The sequence below is a fragment of the Desulforhabdus amnigena genome (genome assembly GCF_027925305.1).
Classification (GTDB): Bacteria; Desulfobacterota; Syntrophobacteria; order Syntrophobacterales; family Syntrophobacteraceae; genus Desulforhabdus; species Desulforhabdus amnigena.
The window spans coordinates 1,918,720-1,937,391 of record NZ_BSDR01000001.1; the positions used below are offsets into that span (position 1 = coordinate 1,918,720).

Here is an 18,672-nt window from a genome sequence, read left to right on the forward strand (position 1 = left end):
ATGGCTAAGAAACCCGTTCGCGTTACAGTGACAGGAGCCGCAGGCCAGATCGGCTATGCAATGCTCTACCGGATCGCATCAGGCGCCATGTTGGGCCCCGACCAACCGGTCATCCTTCAGATGCTCGAACTTCCCTTGGAAAAACCTCAGCAGGCTCTCAAGGGTTGCATGATGGAACTCGAGGACTGTGCGTTTCCCCTCCTCGCCGACATGGTCGGCACGGGCGACCCCAAGGTTGCCTTCAAGGATGCGGATTATGCACTGCTGGTAGGAGCCAGACCGCGTGGTCCCGGAATGGAACGTAAGGACCTTCTTTCCGCCAACGCTCAGATCTTCACCGAGCAAGGCAAGGCAATGAACGAAGTGGCCTCGCGCGACATTCGCGTCATCGTGGTCGGCAATCCCGCCAACACCAACTGCTATATTGCCATGAAATCGGCCCCCGATCTGCCCAAGGCCAATTTCACCTCCATGATGCGTCTGGACCACAACCGCGCCGTGTATCACCTTGCCGCAAAGGTAGGCAAAACCGTAAATGACGTAGAGAAGATGGTCGTTTGGGGCAACCATTCCCCCACCATGTACCCCGATATCCGTTTCGCTACCATCGCAGGTCAGCCCGCATCCAAGCTGGTGGACGAAGCCTGGTATCGCAACGAATACATCCCCATGATCGGAAAGCGCGGCGCAACCGTTATCGAAGCGCGCGGGCTCTCTTCGGCCGCTTCCGCTGCCAACGCAGCCATCACGCACATGCGTGACTGGGCCTTGGGAACCAATGGCAAATGGGTGACCATGGGCCTTCCTTCAGATGGCTCCTACGGAATCCCTGAAGACATCCTCTACGGTGTTCCCGTGACTTGTACTCCTGGAAAATACGAAAGAGTGAAGGGACTTGAGATCGATGCGTTCTCACGTGAAAAGATGGATGCAACCCTCAAGGAACTCCTCGAAGAACAAGCTGCGGTAAAAGATCTCGTCGGCTAAATCTTCCAATACCTCATAGGGTGCGGCAGCTGCATCTTTGCTGCCTCCCCTGTGAGGATTATCCCATCGTTCGATTCTCGATACTCTTCATTTCACCGGCATCTTATCGATGCCGATGCAATCGGTTCGTCTCCCCTTCCGGCAAACATTCTGTCGCCGGAGACATCCCGCCCATAGTCTCAATTCCTGGAGAAACCGAATTTCAGGCTGTACTCGTTGATATTGCGTTCATCCAGGCATTTCAATGCATTTTGAAATGCTCGAAGCCTTTCGCAATTCTCGATACAATCCTCTTTATTTAAATGCTCATTTTCACAGTTACGACACGGGCTTTCAATTGTTTTAGAAAAGAGTGACCTCATCCTCGCGATCCTCCCAGCGGTGAAGAAATGGTTATGCAATGAACTCGATTTCCACTTTTCGGGCGGGCACTCATATAAAATGCCCTCCCATGACGTGTCAAGTCCATTCCGACCACGGTTTGACCATTGGAGCCGGCGGGGGCAAAAAGCGCTCTTCCAGGATTTTCGCGATCCGGTCCCATCGAAGAAGGATCAGGCGAGCTTCTCCTTCTTGAGTACCGCTTCTTTTTTCAATCGATTCACGGCCTTTTCCAAAACGGGAAAGACATTTTCCCGAATATCCCCTGCCACAACGACAAACATGACATCATCCCCCACTTGCCGGCGACCTGTAAAAAGGTACGCCTCAACGGCGGCGATCCCCTCCTCGGTGCGCATTTCCCGAAGGATGGATTCCCACTTAGCAGTGTCCACATCGATATCCAGATATTCAGCGGGAAGGCCTTCACGGCTGGTACCCCTCACTATTCCGTTGTGACAGACGATCATTCCAACTTTGGAAACGTCGATTTCCGCCTTGACCTTTTCAACCAAATCATTGAGTGTCGGCATAAACATATCCTTCATTGCGGCGAGAATGCCGCTCTTCCAGAAGTGCGGTTATCAACCATTGCGGGCATGGAACAGGCCGCGCAATTGCGATTTTGACGAGTTAACCTAACATTTTATTGCTCCATTTTCACGGTAATATATCAATTAAAGTTGATTCTTGACGCTCTTGCTGTTATAGACGTGTGGGAAAACTTTTTTGATGCGCTGGAAACCGGGTAGCGTTTTCTGGATTCTGAAGCACTGCGCGACTCAATCCCATTAACCCCCATCTCTTTTTATACTGTTCAGGTCCATTCGAGTTATGACGCTGCATTCATTAAGCTTAAAAATAACGAGGGTGGCCCCAAGGCGATCGAACTATCAAGTTCGTGCTGTTTTTGACAGAGTCCGTCGGGGAAATCGGCGGGCAGTATCGTGTGGCAATCGTGTTGAGGAGGGAAAGCATGTTTGAAGAAAAAGCGTTAGAAAAGATCAAAGCCGGTAAGGAAAAGTGGAACAATGATGTAGTCGGCAAAACCCTTGCCAAGAATCCGGAACGCAAAGCAGAGTTCACCACCATTTCAGGGACACCGGTAGAGCGCCTCTATACGCCTCTCGACATCGCTGAGGTGGACTACGAGAAAGACCTCGGATACCCCGGCGTATTTCCTTTCACCCGTGGCGTACAGCCGACCATGTACCGTGGACGTTTCTGGACCATGCGTCAGTATGCCGGTTTCGGCAGTGCAAAGGAAAGCAATGCCCGTTACCGCTATCTGCTGAGCCAGGGTCAAACGGGATTGAGCGTCGCTTTCGACCTCCCCACCCAGGCGGGCTACGACAGCGATCACCCCCTTTCAATGGGCGAAGTTGGAAAAGTCGGTGTTGCCATCGACTCCATCGAAGACATGAAGGTCCTTTTCGACCAAATACCCCTCGATAAAGTAACCACCTCCATGACCATCAACGCTGCAGCCACTGTTCTTTTGGGCATGTATCTGGCCATTGCGGAAGAACAGGGCGCATCTTTCGATAAGGTAGGTGGCACCGTACAAAATGACGTTCTCAAGGAAATCACCGTTCGCGGTCAGTACATCTATCCCCCCAAGCATACCATGAGACTTACCACCGATCTCATTGAATTCTGCCTGAAGAATGTACCCAAATGGAACACCATCAGCATCAGCGGATATCATATTCGTGAGTCCGGTTCGACGGCCGCTCAGGAAATGGCATTCACCATTGCCGACGGTATCGCATACGTACAGGCATGCGTAGACCGCGGTCTGGATGTAGATTCCTTTGCACCCCGTTTGAGCTTCTTCTTCAACGCGTTCACCAATGTTCTCGAAGAGGTCGCCAAGTTCCGTGCAGGCCGCAGAGTCTGGGCCAAGATCATGAAGGACCGCTTCGGAGCCAAGAACCCGCGCTCCATGATGCTCCGTTTCCATGTACAGACGGGTGGTGTAACCCTCACCGCTCAGCAACCCCTCAACAACATCGTTCGCGTTGGTCTTCAGGCCTATGCGGCCGCTTTGGGCGGATGTCAGTCCCTCCACACCAATTCCTACGACGAAGCTCTTTGTCTGCCTACCCAGCAGGCGGTCACCGTCGCACTTCGTACGCAACAGATAGTCGCTGAAGAAAGCGGCGCCACCGATACCATCGATCCTCTGGCAGGCAGCTTCTACGTGGAAGCCATGACCCAAAAGATCGAAGCCGAAATCATGGATTACCTCCAAAAGATTGACGCTATGGGCGGTACTCTTGTCGCTATCGAACAGGGTTTCATCCAGAAGGAAATCCAGAACAGCGCCTACAGGTTCCAGAAAGAGATCGAGAACAATGAACGCGTCTATGTAGGTATCAACAAATACACCATGGAGGAACCCCCACCAGAAGGTCTTCTCAAGATAGACATGTCCGTGGGTGAAGTTGAGACAGCGAAGTTGAAGAAGCTCCGCGCGGAAAGAGACCAGGCCAAGTGGAAAGCGGCGTTGGACAACCTGCGCAAGGTTTCCGAGACGGATGAAAATGTTATGCCCGCAGTCATCGAGGCGGTTAAGGCAAAAGCCACCGTCGGTGAGATCTGCGACGTATGGCGCGACATTTTCGGACAGTATCGCCCGAAGGAATATGTTTAATCCATAAGACCTTATGGCTTAAAGTTTCATTTGTTAGCAAACGACACAAGATTTGGAGGTAAATTCCATGGCAAAGAAGATAAAGATAATCGTTGCAAAACCCGGTCTGGACGGACATGACCGTGGAGCCAAGCTTTTGTCAAGAATATTTGCAGAAGCCGGAATGGAAGTTGTTTATACAGGGCTGCGTCAAACTCCCGAGATGATCGTTGAAACGGCGCTCCAGGAAGATGCCGATGTTGTGGGCCTGAGCAGTCTTTCGGGTGTGCACAACTATTTCTTCCCCAAAGTGGTTGAACTCCTTCGCGCGAAGGGATTGAACGACGTTTTGGTCGTCGGTGGCGGCATCATTCCCCTGGAAGATTACGATGGGCTGAAGAAGGCCGGCATGAGCGCCATCTTCGGACCGGGAACTCCCACCACGGAAATCGTGGACTTTATTCAGAAGAACGTCCGCGCTCGTTAGTATGTCAGGATCAGGGCCTGGCCCCGCCGTGGGCCAGGTCCCCCCTTGATGTGTTTTTGTTGGAGCAGATCCCCTCGAGATTGCTGAAGAAAGTGTAAAGGGAGCGTTTTTTCAAGCCGCCCCTTCCCGATGCTTCGGCAGGGACGAGAGGGGTTGAATGCGAGCAAAGGTTAAATCCAGATCATCCTTTCCTGCCCCTCCCATCGAGGGAGGCAATTTCAGTCGACTTCTGCGCAATACGATAACCAAAGGTGGCGGGACGTTCCAAACAGCATGTAAATCACACCGCATATTCCCTGGAATTTTTCTTTTGTGTGAGAACGAAAGGGGAGCACTGAAGCAAGCACAAGTGGATACTTGAACAACCGACGGATCTCGCCGGTTTAGATCCCGTCCCTACAGGGCCTGATAACGATAGCGGTGGCGGTCAAGGGCAAGCGGTGAAAGGAAATACACTTTAATGAACATGGATTACGCTAAAGAAATCCTGCAAGGTTCTCCTCGGGCGGTAGCGCGTGTGATGAGCTGGCTTGAAGATGAGGATGACAGAGCTCATGCCTGTATGGAGCAGCTCTATCCCCATACTGGGAAAGCTTATATCATAGGCATCACCGGTTCTCCCGGAGCCGGGAAGAGTACTCTTACGGACAAGCTGACCCGCACCATCCGGAAAAGAGGACTTAGCGTAGGTATCGTGGCTGTGGATCCCTCCAGCCCTTTCACCGGCGGGGCGGTACTGGGGGATCGTGTGCGGATGAGCGAACTCAGTGTAGACCCTGGAGTGTACATCCGCAGCATGGCGACACGCGGTTTTCTTGGAGGCATGTCCAAAGCGACGGCGGATGTTGTCAAGGTTTTGGACGCCTTCGGCAAGGATGTGATCATCATTGAAACAGTGGGCGTGGGCCAGGATGAAGTCGATATCATCGGGTTGGCCGACACTACCTGCCTGGTCCTGGTGCCCGGTCTTGGCGACGGAATCCAGAGCATGAAGGCCGGTGTCATGGAAATCGCCGACATTTTCGTGGTGAACAAGGCGGATCGACCGGGAGCGGACCAGGTCGTAGCCGAGGTTTCTGCCCGTGTCGATCAGGACAGGCACATCAAGAGAAAACTCTGGACTCCTCCCGTGGTGAAGACCATCGCAGTGGAAGACCAGGGGTTGGATGATTTATGGCAGGCCATTGATGACCACAGAAAAATGTTGGAAACCAGCGGCAATTTCCTGCAGAAACGCCGGGAACGCATTTGCAATGAAACCCTGCGCATGATCCACAACGAGATTTTCCGCATCGTGCGAGAGCAATTGCAAGAGAGCGGGCAATTGGATAATCTGGTGACGGATATACTGGAACACAAACGCGACCCATACAGTATCATGCGAGAGATATTAGGAAATTGGCTTTCACTTCCCCAATGTCACAAGGAGGCATCATGAAGGTTTTAAGAGTGGATCATATCGGAATCGCAGTGAAAAGCATCGAAGACAGCAAGAAACTCTATAGCGACATTCTCGGTCTGCTCCATGCCGGCAGTGAAACCGTAGCAGAACAAAAGGTGACCACCGCCTTCTTTCCCGTAGGCGATACGGAAATCGAGCTCCTGGAATCCACCGCCCCCGACGGCCCCATCGGCAAATATATCGAAAAAAAGGGCGAAGGCATTCAGCACATTGCTTTCAGGGTGGATAATATTGAAAAAGCCCTGGAGGAACTCAAGGCCAAGGGAGTCAAACTGATCGATGAAACTCCGAGGAAAGGCGCAGGCGGAGCGAAAATCGCTTTTCTGCACCCCAAATCCACCTTCGGTGTTTTGGTGGAACTTTCCGAAAGAGAATAAGGTAAGGTACAGATGAAGTCAAAAAGGGCGCGGATTCCGCGCCCTTTTTATTTTAAGGTACAGAAGCTTTGCATGTAAGGCGAGGGAAACGCGAAGCATGCCCCCCACCCTACGTTGACATTTCGCCGTTCTGGTGGGCAGGATAAAACCTTTTTGCCCACCCTCACGGGGGCGCCGGCACATTTGAGGCCTCACGCAATACCGGCAGGCTTTGAGGAAAACCCGTGATCGAGGAACCACTCCAGACTCAATCTCGTGGCCATCCAACGCAAATCGGGATCAAGGAACCTGTGATCGGCGCTCCTCATCACCACCACACGCCTGGGCTCTGAAGCCTGCCTGTAAATATCGAGTGCATCTTCCCACGGAACGATTTCATCCTCTTGTCCGTGAATCACAAGAACACCCGACACCGGCGCCATGGATCTCAAATTCAAGGGAAGCCCGATACCCACCCCCCCGGGTAAAATCTGTCTGTGATTTTCCTGGATCTCCCGCGCGCCATGGATCTTTGTCAGATCGAAGGGGCTGGCCCAGCAGACAACACTTCGAATTTCATGTTCCAGGGATGCAGCTGTGAGTAAAGCGATATACCCGCCCATGCTGGAGCCCAACAATCCAGTGGGACCCTTTGCCCAGTGCGCACTTTCGACATACTCCAAAACGGCCTGCAGATCGCGGATCCTCGAAGTGATAAGGTTCGGTTGCGGCGAAGCCTCACTTTCCCCGCAACCCGAAAAATCGAACCGAAGGACAGCTATACCAGCCTCTCGGAAGGCCTGGCCGATGGAAATGTATTTCATGCTGTCTTTGGAACTGAGCATTCCATGACAGCAAACCACTACCGGGGCAGGAAGGACTTCCGGAAAATGCACATCGGCAGCGAGGGCACCGACTGACGTCGCAATGGAAATGGCCTCTGAGTCCATAACATTCCTTTCCTGTCGTAAAGGGCGTTGAGCGGTTGTCAGACAACATAACTCGACATTGTCAAATTTCATTTAAGCCACGGAGGCGCAAAGGGCACAGAGAAAGACCTTCAAATGAAATCTCTGTGTTCTCCATGAAAAAAGGCTCATGGTTCATAGCTCATAGCTCATGATAATATCGCTTCTCAAGAGCGCTTCCCGCCTTCCCTGTCGCATCGCATTGCCTTTTTTCATTCTTCGTTGTGACCGCCCCGTCATGGGGGTTAATGTGACAATGTCGCATCAAAAATGCTTGATGCCAGGGCTTGTTCGCTATTCAGTTTCCTTCATCCACCTTGTTTTGCTTGCGCCGAATAGCGTAAAGGCTGATTTGCTGCGCATCTTCACCGGCCCCCAAGGTCTGGGTCGTCTGCTTGAATTCAAAGTATTTCGTCAGTTCCACAAAAAACTTGGGAGCATGCAGGTCCGCATTCTTGGCCAAAAAAATCATACCCTCCGGCGCCAGGGCTCTCTTCAGGAAGTCAACCAGGAGTGGATAGCTCTTTCGATCATAAACCACTTCGGATCCCACAATCACGTCATAAGGCTCGGGAAGATTTTCTTCGTTCCAGTCCAACTTCTGAACCTGGGCTTGAGCGGCACCGTTCAGCAGGACGTTGGCGCGAGCGAAGAGAAGAGCATCTTCATTGATGTCCGTGATCGTCACTTTATGGCCGCAAAGAGCTGCATAAATACCTACCACTCCGATACCGGCGCCGATTTCCAGCACGCGTTGTCCAAGCACCACGGGACGCTTACCCAAAAAGTAAGCCAGCAGAAAACTAGAATCCCAGACCTTGGCCCAAAAAGGGAGATCCATGATGCCGACAGACTCTGAATGGACCAGATTTTCAATGTATTCTTCAAAATCCCTGAGCTGCAAGAGCTTGATTACCTTATCCCCGATCTTCAATGGAACGACTTCCACATCATACTTGCCTTTGATCTGTGCCATCAATTGATCCAACTCGGACATATAGATTTTTCTCCCTTTCAGAGTCTGCTTGAAAATTCCCCCTTCGAAGGGGGATTAAAAAGGGGGATGTTTTGAGAATTACATCCCCCCGCCCCCTTCAAGAGGGGAACCTACTGATTTCCCTGACTTCAAATAAAAATTGATTACGCTTTGCATTGTACCCGGCAGGACCGAAATCGTCCATCTCCAGCATCCTACCCAAATACCCTACCGCCTTCCGCTTACCAGCTAAGCACTTGAGCAGAAGTTATTTAACATTCTCGAGCCTTATTGATTAAGTCATTCCGGCATGCTTTTAGCCGAAATCCAGCCCCACGGCAAATTCTCTGGATACCGGCTTACGCCGGTATGACGGTATGAAAATGTCAAAAAATATGTGCTCAGGTGCTTAACGCCGACTTCCACCGGGAAACCCGCTTATTCCATTCACGTTCACGTTCTTCAAGATTTTTTGTTGCAACTGCCGGATCATAATTCTCTTCCGGGTTTTCAGGCAACTCTGCTATGATGTAATTGTAAATATATCCATCAATTAGACCGGCCGGCAAATGCGGAAGAAATATCCGGTGGTGAGCTCCGGAGAGGCAGCAAAGCGGATTATTTCATGGAAGTATATAGGCAGGCACTTGATGTGGTGGATTATTGCCCGCACATTACCATTGAGTCAATGGAGCATCTGAGGGAAAAATACCTTCCTGTTCCCTCCCGGTCACCCCACCAACCCTTCCCGACCACGAAGGCTCATCATTGTGGCGATCATGGCGGCTACCATTTTCTTCTCTCCATCTTTCAAGGCAAATACATCTCCTGAGCACACTGTGAGGGTGCGTCCCGGTTTGGTCACCTTTCCACATGCAATCAATGATTCCCCTACGGCAGGTGAGAGCAGGTTAATTTTGTACTCTACGGTGAGCACCGCCGCATCAGGAGCCATCAGGCTGAATGCGGCATAGCCACAGGCGGTATCGGCAAGGGTGGCAACAATCCCGGCATGGACGAAGCCATGCTGTTGGGTCAAATCGTCTCGAAATTCAAGAGAGATTTCCACTTCCCCCGGCAGCACCTTCGTGAGAGTCGCTCCAATGGTTTTCATCAGATTCTGTTTCGAGAAGCTCTCTCGCACTCGCAATTCGTAGTTCTCATCTTGAGAGACAAATTTCTTCATCGATTGGCTCCTTTGCTTTTCAATGCTTTTGGCAATTCTTTCAATGTCTTTGGAGGGACGGGAAAACATGGCTTATTTCCCATTGCAATTGCGCCCTCCGGACACCCCGTAGCACATACCCCGTACCCGAAACATCAGCGGTTCTCATTTTGAAAAACCTATACCCCCTACCCCCTCAAGGGGGAAAGTTTTAGAACAAAGTCTCCCTTGAGGGGGATTGAGGGGGTATTCCAAAGTCCATAGGATGTTTCCGGATAGATTTTAAGGGAGCGTCACGGGAACATAGCCGCTCTGACCTGTTCTGTGATCCACTGCAAGAATATTGATTCGCTGGTGGGCCGGGAGAGTATCCAGCAAGGCTGCAAGATCGTCGGGGCCCTCCACGGGCTGATTATTGATCTTCAGAATCACATCTCCCTTTTCAAATCCCACCTTTCCCAAAGGTCCGCTGGCGTCAACCGAGACGATCAACACACCTTGCTGGGAGCTGAGGCCATATTGTTCCGCTTCCTTTGAAGTGAGCGCTCGAACCACAACCCCCAGACGGGTTTTTAGAGTGGCTTGAAGCACCTTGTCCTGCTCTTCCTGGCTGCCGATTTTAACCTTGACATCCTGTTTGTTTCCACCGCGCAGAACCGTCAGTTTGACCTCTTGTCCAACGGGTGTGATGGCCACTTCGTTTCGAAACGAGGAAGCATCTTCTACGGGTTTGCCTTCATAGTCGACGATAATATCGCCTCGTTGGATGCCTGCCTGAGCTGCCGGCCCCCCTTTGATGACATCTGCAACCAGGGCGCCCTTGTTGTTGGGCAGTTTGAAGGATTGAGCCAGCTCGGGGGTCAGATCTTGAATGCTGAGGCCGATCCAGCCGCGGATGACCTTTCCATGGGTAAGCAACTCTTTTACGATGTGAGAAGCCATGTTACTCGGGATAGCAAATCCGAGTCCTTCAAAACCACCCGATTCAGACATGATGGCTGCGTTGACTCCGATCACCTCTCCCTGAAGATTCAAAAGCGGTCCTCCGCTGTTACCCGGATTGATGGCCGCATCGGTCTGCAGGAAGTCCTCATAGCTGCTCGGGTCGGAAATGCCCTGGCGGTGCTTGGCGCTGATGATACCCTGTGTGACCGTCTGATCAAGCCCCCTGGGATGTCCGATGGCCACGACCCATTGCCCTACTCCGACCTTGTCCGAATCCCCCAGGGTCACATGGGGAAGGGTTCCCTTTTCCACGATCTGTATCACCGCCAGATCCGTCTTCGGATCTGTCCCCACCATCTTGACCGCTTTGTCCGTATACAGCCTGCCGTCTGCGAGAAGAACCTGTATTTTGGTTGCTCCTCCCACGACATGGTTGTTGGTGAGGATGTGCCCTTCCGTATCGAGGATCATTCCGGTTCCAATTCCCACCAACTCCCGCTGAAACTTCTTAGGCATCTTGTGATGTCCGAAAAAATACTGAAAAAACGGATCGTTTTCAAATGGGAAAAGAGGGTTTGCGATTTCCTGGCGCTCAGTAACCTCGATGTGAACCACAGATGGGATGGTTTCCTTGGCGACCTGTTCGATTGCGGTGACGAGATCGACCGCCCCTTTTTGCGCATCTTCTCCCCGCACTGGAACAGACATGAAAGTCATGAGCACACCCAAAACAAACAAACAAAGAAAAAAAGAGATCCTCAAATTACAACCAAAATGTTTGGGGCCTTCGACTGGCATGATTTGCTCCTTTCTCCATTACTTTTGTTTGCACACGGCAGATCTTTCATACGACACTAAAAAACTGCACTTTGAACGATTGAAACCTTGACTTCTGCAGCTCATTGAAAAATCAGGATCTCATTCGAGCGGGGTATAACCATTTGAAGAGCGTGCCTGGAGAACAAAGGCTTATCAACTTCGAAAAATAAGCATGGATATCGACTAAAGCGACGTGTACCAGCATGAGGCATAGATTTTTCTGACAAAACCCAAAGACGAGATTATTTTTAGGCTGCTTCTAAAACGGAGCCCAAGAAAGGAAATCAAGTTCATGGGTGAGACTGACCGTTCCCTTTGGATGCGCTTTGCAGCGATTGCCCAACCCTATTTTTTCCCTCGTATTCGCGGTGGCGGATGGATGACTCTTTTGCTCATGACTCTGCTGCTCGTTTTTCTTTTCGACGTCCTCTTCATGATTGTCGCCGGGATTATCCTGGCCGGGGGCCATTTCGCTCCCATACTCACCGGAGAGAAATAGCGGCCGGTCTGTTGTCCCTGACGGAAAACATCTTCCATACCAGGAAATGGTTGATCATCGCGGCCGGCCTGCTCATCGGCTGGCAGAGGAACTTGTCCTTCTTTACGACAGCCTATAGCTACCTTCCTGTCGTTTTGCCTTTCCTCGTCCTGTTTCCAAAATACTTCGGCGGCAAGATCGAGTACGGTGACATGGTGCAGGCCAACTTCGCTTTCACCCAGATTTACGCCGCGCTGTCACTCATCGTCTCTCAATTCGAACAGATCACGAACTTTGCCGCCGGTGTGAAGCGTCTTTCATCCTTTGCCGAGACCATCGCACCTGAACAGACATCCGTTCCCGGTATCGCATCGGAGGAAGCAGACCACTTTTCCCTTTCCCATCTCACCCTTCTCACGCCTAACAGCACGCGCACTCTGATTCATGATTTGACGTTGGATCTGGAATGCGGGGACAACCTAGCTGTCGTCGGCCCGAGCGGTGTCGGCAAAAGTTCACTTCTCAGGGCCATCGCCGGATTGTGGACTCAGGGTGAAGGGGTCGTGAAACGACCGCCGCTGTCGGAAATATTCTTTCTGCCCCAGAAACCGTATATGATCCTCGGGTCGTTGAGGGAGCAGTTGCTCTATCCCCAGATCGAGAGAGTAATTTCGGGAGAACAACTGAGAAATGTCCTCGAAACGGTGCAGCTCGAGCATCTTCCCGAGCGAGTGGGAGGATTCGATATCGAACTGGACTGGGCAGACGTCTTGTCCCTGGGCGAACAGCAGCGACTGGCTTTTGCACGCCTGTTTCTCAATCGACCGGGGTTTGCCGTTTTGGATGAAGCAACGAGCGCCCTGGAGATGGGAAGTGAGGCCAACCTCTATGGCAAATTGAAGGCTCTCGACATTCAATATATCAGCGTGGGGCATCGCAGCAGTATTCTGGATTATCATGATCATGTGCTCGAGTTGCAGGGATACGGCAGGTGGCGATTCCTGTCCGTCAAAGATTACCAAACAGAAAAAGGTTATACTGTGAAAGGTTGAAACCTTGACTTCTGTAAGTTTTGCAGGAGCGCCTTCCTGTCGCGATTTTTTTTGGGGAGCCGGCTATTTTTGTCGCGGCTGAAAGTCGCTACAAGATCATCAAGAAGTCAGGATCTCATCCACGCGGAGTATATACTCGGACAGGTTGAGATTTTTTTATTTCACCGGAGATGATCAGGCAATGGATCGATGGCATGCCGAATTCAAGCACCGGGCTCCCGAAGCTCACCATGCCTTCTTGCTCTCCCTCGGTATTCCTGAGAAGCAAGTCCAGATGATTCGTCAGTGGTCAAGGAAGCCGAAGGTACACACCGATTAACGCTTAGCCCGCGCATATTGATTAGGCCAGGGAATATCCACGTGGAGTTCTCTGGCCGCATCCAGGGGCCAGTAGGGGTGCCTCAGAAATTCCCGCGCCATAAGGATGGCATCGGCCTGCCCTGTTGCAATGATTTGTTCAGCCTGAACGGAATGGGTAATAAGCCCCACTGCCCCTGTGGGGATCTCCACCTCTTTTCGTATCGCGGCGGAGAAAGGAACCTGATAGCCGGGCGCGACGGGAATCTTTGCATAAGGAACCAGCGCCCCACTGGAACAGTCGATGAGGTCAACGCCGATCTGTTTGAGGTGACTGGAGAGCTCAATTGAGTCGCTGAGGTCCCATCCGCCTTCGATCCAATCGGTACAGGAGAGTCGAACGAAAAGGGGCAGATGGTCCGGCCAAACCCTTCGTACGCCCTCGGCCACTTGCAGCGGGAGGCGCATGCGGTTTTCCAGCGTGCCCCCGTACTCATCAGAGCGCTTGTTGGAGAGGGGGGAAAGGAATTCGTGCAGGAGATATCCGTGGGCCATGTGGATTTCCAACACTTGAAATCCCGCATCCAGGCTTCGCGCTGCAGCCTCTTCGAACTGAGAAACGATTTCATCGATATCTCTTAGAGTCATCTCACGGGGAATGGGAGAAATCTCATCGAACGGAATAGAGCTCGGTGCAATGGGCTGCCACCCTCCGGCATCTTCCGGGAGCGGCTTACCGTTATCACGCCATGGGGCATCAGTCGAGGCCTTGCGTCCTGCGTGGGCGATCTGGATTCCAGGGACCGCGCCGTTACCCTTGATGAAATCGGTGATTCGCCTGAAGGCGGGAACGTGCTCAGGTGACCAGATACCGCTGTCCATGGGGCTGATGCGCCCTTCGGGCGATACGGCCGTTGCCTCGACAATAACGAGCGCCGCGCCTCCAACGGCTCGGCTCCCGAGATGGACGAGGTGCCAGTCATTGGGCATGCCGTCCAGGCTCGAGTATTGGCACATAGGCGATACGAAAATGCGGTTCTTGAACGTGATCTCTCGCAAATGAAGCGTTGAAAACAATCTGCTGGTCATAAACGGGCAATCCTTCCTTTATGATACGGTCACTGCGTCGGCTTTGTACTGTGCCGTGCCGGTGGAGCATTTTGTAAAGATAAGGCTGTCGAACACCAAGGAAAGGGGTAAAAGTTCGCGAGGGAAAAAGGGGATGAATACCTCTGATTGTTCAAGACGTGGTGAGAGGGGTATGCCGATAGGAAAACAACGTGTTACAGAAAAGCGATGTTATCATGAGTCATGAGCTATGAACCATGAGCCTTTTTTCATATAAATTCCTTTAATGTTGTATGTGCTTCCTGGCCTCCAGCGGCATCGAGGTCTGCACACCCTCCATTTCTTTTCGGCCTGTGCGTAGCTTGAAAAGGCTCTTCAGCCATTTCTGGACCGCCTCCATGTAAATGTAAACCACCGGCGTAATGTAGAGGGTCAGGAATTGCGACAGCAAAAGCCCGCCAACAACCGCCAGGCCCAGGGGCTGCCGCGCTTCGGCCCCCGCTCCGACTCCCATCGCTATGGGCAAGGTCCCCATGAGGGCAGCCATGGTGGTCATCATGATGGGGCGAAACCTCAGAATGCAACCTTCGTAAATGGCTTCAGCAGGCGTTTTACCCTCATCGCGCTGTGCGCTCAAGGCAAAATCGATCATCATGATCGCGTTTTTCTTGACGATACCGATCAGCATGATGATCCCGACAAACGAAAAGATACTCAGATCCGTGCGAAAAATGAGCAGAGTCAGCAATGCCCCCACTCCCGCCGATGGCAATCCCGATAGGATGGTCAGGGGATGGATGAAACTCTCGTAGAGGATTCCCAAAACCATGTAGATGACCAATATGGCCATGATGAGAAGAAGCCACATCCCTTTCATGGAAGACTGAAACTGCTGAGCGGTCCCCTGGAAGCTCGTGGTGAGAGTGGCGGGAAGACGGAGATCCCGTACCGTTTTCTCAATTTGAGTCACCGCATCCCCCAGAGCAGTGTCGGGCTTCAGATTGAAGGAAAGCGTCACGGAGGAAAGCTGCCCCGTGTGGTTGATAGTGAGAGGGCCGGCCCTCTGGTGGATTTTCACGACAGAATCCATGGGAACCAATCGATCTGCGTCCGACCTCACGTAGAGCTTGGAGAGAGCGGCGGGTGAAAGCTGGAACTGCGGCTGCACTTCCATAATGACCCGGTACTGGTTTGCCGGAGTATAAATCGTCGAAACCTGCCGTGAGCCGTAGGCGTTATACAGAGTATTCTCAATCCGTTCCGCGCTGATTCCCAGAGCCAGGGCCTTGTCCCGATCGATGTCCACGAGCACTTCAGGGTTCGTGATCTGCAAATCGGTGCTGATGTCCTGAAGGGCAGGCAATTCATGAAATTTTTCTTCCACCCGGGGAGCCCATTTATAAAGCTCCGCCGTATCCGGACCTTGAATGGTGTACTGGTAGAGACTCTTGGCGGTCCTCGCACCCATTTGAATGGCGGGCGGATTTTGCATGTAGACCTTCACTCCGGGAATCGCCGACAATTTTGCCCGAAGCCTCTGAATCAATTCGTTGGCCCCCTCTTTCCGCTCGGAACGAGGTTTCAAGTGCATGACCAACCGCCCCGTATTTCCCGTAGCACTCGATCCACTGGCTCCCACCGCGGACATGAATCCCTCGATGGCCGGTTCCCGGGCAACAATTTCAGCGACCTTTTTCTGATGCCGTACCAGAGCATCGAAGGACGTCCCCTGGGCCGTTTCCGTCATACCGAAGATCTGCCCCGTGTCCTGACTGGGAATAAAATCCTTGGGGACGATCGTAAAAAGATATGCCGTGGCTCCGAGCAGCAATATGGAGAAGGCCAAAGTGAAGGAACTGTGCTTCAAAACCCATTTCAGGCTCGTGTCGTAGATATGGAGCATCCCGTCAAAGAAACGTTCGGCAACCATATAAAGCCGCCCGTGCCTGGCATCCTTTCCGTGAGCGGATGCCAGAAACCGGCTGCAAAGCATGGGAGAGAGCGTCAGCGATACAAAACCCGACACCAGGATGGCCACACCGATGGTCACGGCAAATTCATGGAACAACCGCCCCAGGATCCCCCCCATGAAGAGCAGAGGAATGAATACGGCAGCCAGAGAGAGCGTCATGGAAATGATCGTGAAGCCGATTTCCTTCGCTCCATCGAAGCTTGCCTGCAGGCGATCTTTTCCCATTTCCATGTGCCTTACGATATTTTCCAGCATGACGATGGCGTCATCGACGACAAAACCCACGGAAAGAGTCAAGGCCATGAGAGAGAGGTTGTCCAGGCTGTAGCCGAGAAGGTACATGACCGCAAAGGTCCCGGCGATGGACATGGGCAGGGCAAGGCTCGGTATGACCGTCGCCGAAAGATTCCGAAGGAAGAGAAAAATCACCAGAATGACGAGGCAAATGCTGAGGAGAAATGTGAACTTCACATCCTCGATGGAATCCCGGATGGACTCGGATCGGTCGTAAAGAATATCGAGATTCATGGAAGCGGGAAGCTGAGCCCTGAACGTGGGAAGCAGCTCCTTGATGGAATCCGCCACCTCCACCGTATTCGTGCCCGGCTGACGCTGAATGGCGAGCACGATGGCCCGGGTGTTGTTGTACCAGGCCGCAACCTTGTTGTTTTCCACACTGTCTATAACCGTCCCGATCTCCTGCAAACGAACGGGGGAGCCGTTTCGATAGGCAACGATGAGGGGCCGGTAGGCATCCGCGCGTGTAAGCTGCCCCGTCGCCTGTACCGTTATCGCCTGATGTTTCCCATCCAGGGTGCCCGTGGGCAGATTGACATTGCTCCTGGCAATGGCATTTTCAACTTCATCGAGACCGATGCCGAGAGTGTTCATGACGTCGGGATTCAGTTGAACTCGAACGGCATACTTCTGTGACCCATAGACATTGACCTGGGCGACTCCACTGATCATGGAAATGCGCTGCGCCATGAGGGTATCTGCAAATTCGTTCACCGTGGATAAAGGTAAAATGGGGGAACTCAACGCGAGATAAAGGATGGGCTGATCCGCGGGATTGACCTTCCTGAAATAGGGTGGCGTCGGAAGATCGGCCGGAAGCAGCCGCTGAGCCTTGGAAATGGCCGTCTGTACATCCTGAGCGGCCGCATCCAATTCCCGATCCATGGTAAACTGCAAAGTGATTTGAGTCACACCCAGCGCACTGGTGGAAGTCATGGAATCGAGGCCTGCAATGGTGGAAAACTCCCGTTCGAGAGGGGTCGCAACGGAAGAGGCCATCGTTTCGGGGCTGGATCCGGGAAGATTTGCAGTGACCTGAATCGTTGGAAAATCCACGTTGGGCAGTTCACTCACGGGAAGGGCCCTGTATCCCATCACGCCGAAGACTAAAATGCCCACCATGACCAGAGTCGTCATGACGGGCCGTCGAATGAACAGTTCAGGGATGCTCATGGGTGGTTTTCCTCGCTCCGGCCGGCCTCTTCATCAACAATTTTGACTTGCATTCCGGGGGCCAATCTCAACTGTCCTTCCATGACGACCTTTTCCCCCACGCTGATCCCTTTCTCCACAACCACTGCGTTTTCCGTGGAACGCCCGAGAACGACGGGACGGTATTCCACGGTGAGATCGGGTTTCACCACGTAGACATAAGGACCATCCTGGCCGGTCTGTATCGCTTCACCGGGAACCACCAGGGCACCTTCCTGAGTGGTGAGTTTCAACAGCACATTCACGAACTGCCCTGGCCACAGGACCTTGTCCGCATTGGAAAAGGTCGCCTTGAGCTGTATGGTGCCCGTGGCCATGTCCACGGTATTGTCTAAAAAAGAAAGCTCTCCACGGGAAGGATGGTCCTCTTCTCCAGGAATGGTGGCGAGAACCTCAAGCTTGCGGGTCGCCATATGTTTCTTCAATTGAGGAAGATGCTGTTCAGGAACGGAAAAACACACATAAATAGGACGGACCTGATTGATGACGACAAGGACATTGTCCTTGTCGCTGGCTTTGACGATATTGCCCCGATCCATTTTGACGGCACCGGCTATGCCGTCCAGGGGCGAGCGAATGGAGCAGTATTTGAGTTCCAGCCTTGCACTTTCCACGGCCGCTTCGTCGGCGCGAACACTCGCTTCCAAAGCCTCCGCATTGGCCGCGACTTGATCATATTGCTCTGCCGACACGTAACCTTTCCGGGCTACCGAACCGTAGCGCTGCGCCTGCCTGCGCGCATTCTGCATCTGCGCCCTCTCTTTGGCCAGGTTGGCTTCGGCCTGTTTGAGCTTCGCTTCAAAGGGGCGTGGATCAATGGTGAAAAGGAGATCCCCTTTCTTGACTTCCTGTCCCTCCTTGAATTGAACGGAAGTCAGCTCTCCCGTCACCTGGGCCTTGACGGCAACGGTGGCATACGCCTGAACATTCCCGATGGCGCGAAGCTCCACGGGGACAGACTTTTCCACGACAGGGGCCACGAGCACGGGCACCGCCACATTCTTCCTGGGATCTCCTCCCTTCCCCTCCCCCGAAACTTCCTTGGAACAGCCCGAAAGAAATGGAATCCCACTCAAAAACACCGCAAAACAGAAACAGAAAATCTTACAGCGAAA

General features: G+C 52.5%; 15 protein-coding genes. 7 read left to right on the plus strand and 8 right to left on the minus strand.

From position 1 onward, the window contains the following. On the plus strand, positions 1-987 hold the full coding sequence (locus QMG16_RS08325; RefSeq protein ID WP_281793508.1) for a malate dehydrogenase: 987 nt from the start codon (positions 1-3) through the stop codon (positions 985-987). 554 nt (positions 988-1,541) lie between these two features. On the opposite strand, the gene QMG16_RS08330 is transcribed toward QMG16_RS08325, so the two are convergent. Further along, positions 1,542-1,901 carry a molybdenum cofactor biosynthesis protein MoaE gene (locus QMG16_RS08330; RefSeq protein WP_281793509.1) on the minus strand — a complete coding sequence of 120 codons (360 nt, stop codon included), beginning with the start codon at positions 1,899-1,901 and terminating at the stop codon, positions 1,542-1,544. A gap of 443 nt (positions 1,902-2,344) precedes the next feature. Here QMG16_RS08330 and QMG16_RS08335 point away from each other — a divergent pair, with 443 nt between their 5' ends. From QMG16_RS08335 to mce, 4 genes are all read left to right on the plus strand, one after another. Next, positions 2,345-4,024, plus strand: coding sequence for an acyl-CoA mutase large subunit family protein (locus QMG16_RS08335; RefSeq protein WP_281793510.1), 1,680 nt, complete (start codon positions 2,345-2,347; stop codon positions 4,022-4,024). A gap of 67 nt (positions 4,025-4,091) precedes the next feature. After that, positions 4,092-4,490: a cobalamin B12-binding domain-containing protein gene (locus QMG16_RS08340; protein WP_281793511.1), complete on the plus strand. Its 399-nt coding sequence runs from the start codon at positions 4,092-4,094 to the stop codon at positions 4,488-4,490. Positions 4,491-4,950: 460 nt separating this feature from the next. Further along, positions 4,951-5,928: a methylmalonyl Co-A mutase-associated GTPase MeaB gene (gene meaB, locus QMG16_RS08345; protein ID WP_281793512.1), complete on the plus strand. Its 978-nt coding sequence runs from the start codon at positions 4,951-4,953 to the stop codon at positions 5,926-5,928. Next, positions 5,925-6,329, plus strand: coding sequence for a methylmalonyl-CoA epimerase (gene mce / locus QMG16_RS08350; RefSeq protein ID WP_281793513.1), 405 nt, complete (start codon positions 5,925-5,927; stop codon positions 6,327-6,329). Before meaB ends, mce begins: the two co-directional genes overlap by 4 nt. A gap of 191 nt (positions 6,330-6,520) precedes the next feature. Here the strand turns inward: mce and QMG16_RS08355 are convergent, their stop codons facing one another. The 4 genes from QMG16_RS08355 to QMG16_RS08370 all read right to left on the minus strand — a co-directional run bounded on the left by QMG16_RS08355 (position 6,521) and on the right by QMG16_RS08370 (position 11,160). Next, complete coding sequence (locus tag QMG16_RS08355) at positions 6,521-7,258, minus strand: alpha/beta hydrolase (protein ID WP_281793514.1); 738 nt, start codon at positions 7,256-7,258, stop codon at positions 6,521-6,523. A 316-nt stretch (positions 7,259-7,574) separates the two neighbouring features. Then, the gene (locus tag QMG16_RS08360; protein ID WP_281793515.1) at positions 7,575-8,273 is read right to left on the minus strand and encodes a class I SAM-dependent methyltransferase; all 699 of its coding nucleotides are present in this window, start codon (positions 8,271-8,273) and stop codon (positions 7,575-7,577) included. A 709-nt stretch (positions 8,274-8,982) separates the two neighbouring features. Continuing rightward, positions 8,983-9,438, minus strand: a complete 456-nt coding sequence (locus tag QMG16_RS08365; protein ID WP_281793516.1) for a PaaI family thioesterase — start codon at positions 9,436-9,438, stop codon at positions 8,983-8,985. 261 nt (positions 9,439-9,699) lie between these two features. Then, positions 9,700-11,160, minus strand: a complete 1,461-nt coding sequence (locus QMG16_RS08370; RefSeq protein ID WP_281793517.1) for a Do family serine endopeptidase — start codon at positions 11,158-11,160, stop codon at positions 9,700-9,702. Positions 11,161-11,473: 313 nt separating this feature from the next. On the opposite strand from QMG16_RS08370, the gene QMG16_RS08375 reads away from it, so the two are divergent. Both QMG16_RS08375 and QMG16_RS08380 read left to right on the plus strand, forming a co-directional pair. After that, positions 11,474-11,680 (plus strand): hypothetical protein, encoded by a 207-nt coding sequence (locus tag QMG16_RS08375; RefSeq protein ID WP_281793518.1) that lies wholly within the window; start codon positions 11,474-11,476, stop codon positions 11,678-11,680. Positions 11,681-11,730: 50 nt separating this feature from the next. Next, the gene (locus QMG16_RS08380; protein WP_281793519.1) at positions 11,731-12,711 is read left to right on the plus strand and encodes an ABC transporter ATP-binding protein/permease; all 981 of its coding nucleotides are present in this window, start codon (positions 11,731-11,733) and stop codon (positions 12,709-12,711) included. Positions 12,712-13,026: 315 nt separating this feature from the next. Here QMG16_RS08380 and QMG16_RS08385 read toward each other — a convergent pair whose 3' ends face one another. The 3 genes from QMG16_RS08385 to QMG16_RS08395 all read right to left on the minus strand — a co-directional run bounded on the left by QMG16_RS08385 (position 13,027) and on the right by QMG16_RS08395 (position 18,639). Then, positions 13,027-14,097 carry an NADH:flavin oxidoreductase/NADH oxidase gene (locus tag QMG16_RS08385; protein WP_281793520.1) on the minus strand — a complete coding sequence of 357 codons (1,071 nt, stop codon included), beginning with the start codon at positions 14,095-14,097 and terminating at the stop codon, positions 13,027-13,029. 262 nt (positions 14,098-14,359) lie between these two features. Beyond that, the gene (locus QMG16_RS08390; RefSeq protein WP_281793521.1) at positions 14,360-17,518 is read right to left on the minus strand and encodes an efflux RND transporter permease subunit; all 3,159 of its coding nucleotides are present in this window, start codon (positions 17,516-17,518) and stop codon (positions 14,360-14,362) included. Continuing rightward, positions 17,515-18,639: an efflux RND transporter periplasmic adaptor subunit gene (locus QMG16_RS08395; protein WP_373878726.1), complete on the minus strand. Its 1,125-nt coding sequence runs from the start codon at positions 18,637-18,639 to the stop codon at positions 17,515-17,517. Before QMG16_RS08395 ends, QMG16_RS08390 begins: the two co-directional genes overlap by 4 nt. Positions 18,640-18,672 lie beyond the last annotated feature (33 nt).

Excerpts from the sequence above, each read along its gene's own strand:
- QMG16_RS08335 (WP_281793510.1), top strand. The coding sequence starts at position 2,345 with ATGTTTGAAGAAAAAGCGTTAGAAAAGATCAAAGCCGGTAAGGAAAAG.
- QMG16_RS08370 (WP_281793517.1), bottom strand. The coding sequence starts at position 11,160 with ATGCCAGTCGAAGGCCCCAAACATTTTGGTTGTAATTTGAGGATCTCT.
- QMG16_RS08330 (WP_281793509.1), bottom strand. The coding sequence starts at position 1,901 with ATGCCGACACTCAATGATTTGGTTGAAAAGGTCAAGGCGGAAATCGAC.
- QMG16_RS08355 (WP_281793514.1), bottom strand. The coding sequence starts at position 7,258 with ATGGACTCAGAGGCCATTTCCATTGCGACGTCAGTCGGTGCCCTCGCT.
- QMG16_RS08375 (WP_281793518.1), top strand. The coding sequence starts at position 11,474 with ATGGGTGAGACTGACCGTTCCCTTTGGATGCGCTTTGCAGCGATTGCC.
- mce (WP_281793513.1), top strand. The coding sequence starts at position 5,925 with ATGAAGGTTTTAAGAGTGGATCATATCGGAATCGCAGTGAAAAGCATC.
- QMG16_RS08385 (WP_281793520.1), bottom strand. The coding sequence starts at position 14,097 with ATGACCAGCAGATTGTTTTCAACGCTTCATTTGCGAGAGATCACGTTC.
- QMG16_RS08360 (WP_281793515.1), bottom strand. The coding sequence starts at position 8,273 with ATGTCCGAGTTGGATCAATTGATGGCACAGATCAAAGGCAAGTATGAT.
- QMG16_RS08390 (WP_281793521.1), bottom strand. The coding sequence starts at position 17,518 with ATGAGCATCCCTGAACTGTTCATTCGACGGCCCGTCATGACGACTCTG.
- QMG16_RS08325 (WP_281793508.1), top strand. The coding sequence starts at position 1 with ATGGCTAAGAAACCCGTTCGCGTTACAGTGACAGGAGCCGCAGGCCAG.
- meaB (WP_281793512.1), top strand. The coding sequence starts at position 4,951 with ATGAACATGGATTACGCTAAAGAAATCCTGCAAGGTTCTCCTCGGGCG.
- QMG16_RS08340 (WP_281793511.1), top strand. The coding sequence starts at position 4,092 with ATGGCAAAGAAGATAAAGATAATCGTTGCAAAACCCGGTCTGGACGGA.
- QMG16_RS08365 (WP_281793516.1), bottom strand. The coding sequence starts at position 9,438 with ATGAAGAAATTTGTCTCTCAAGATGAGAACTACGAATTGCGAGTGCGA.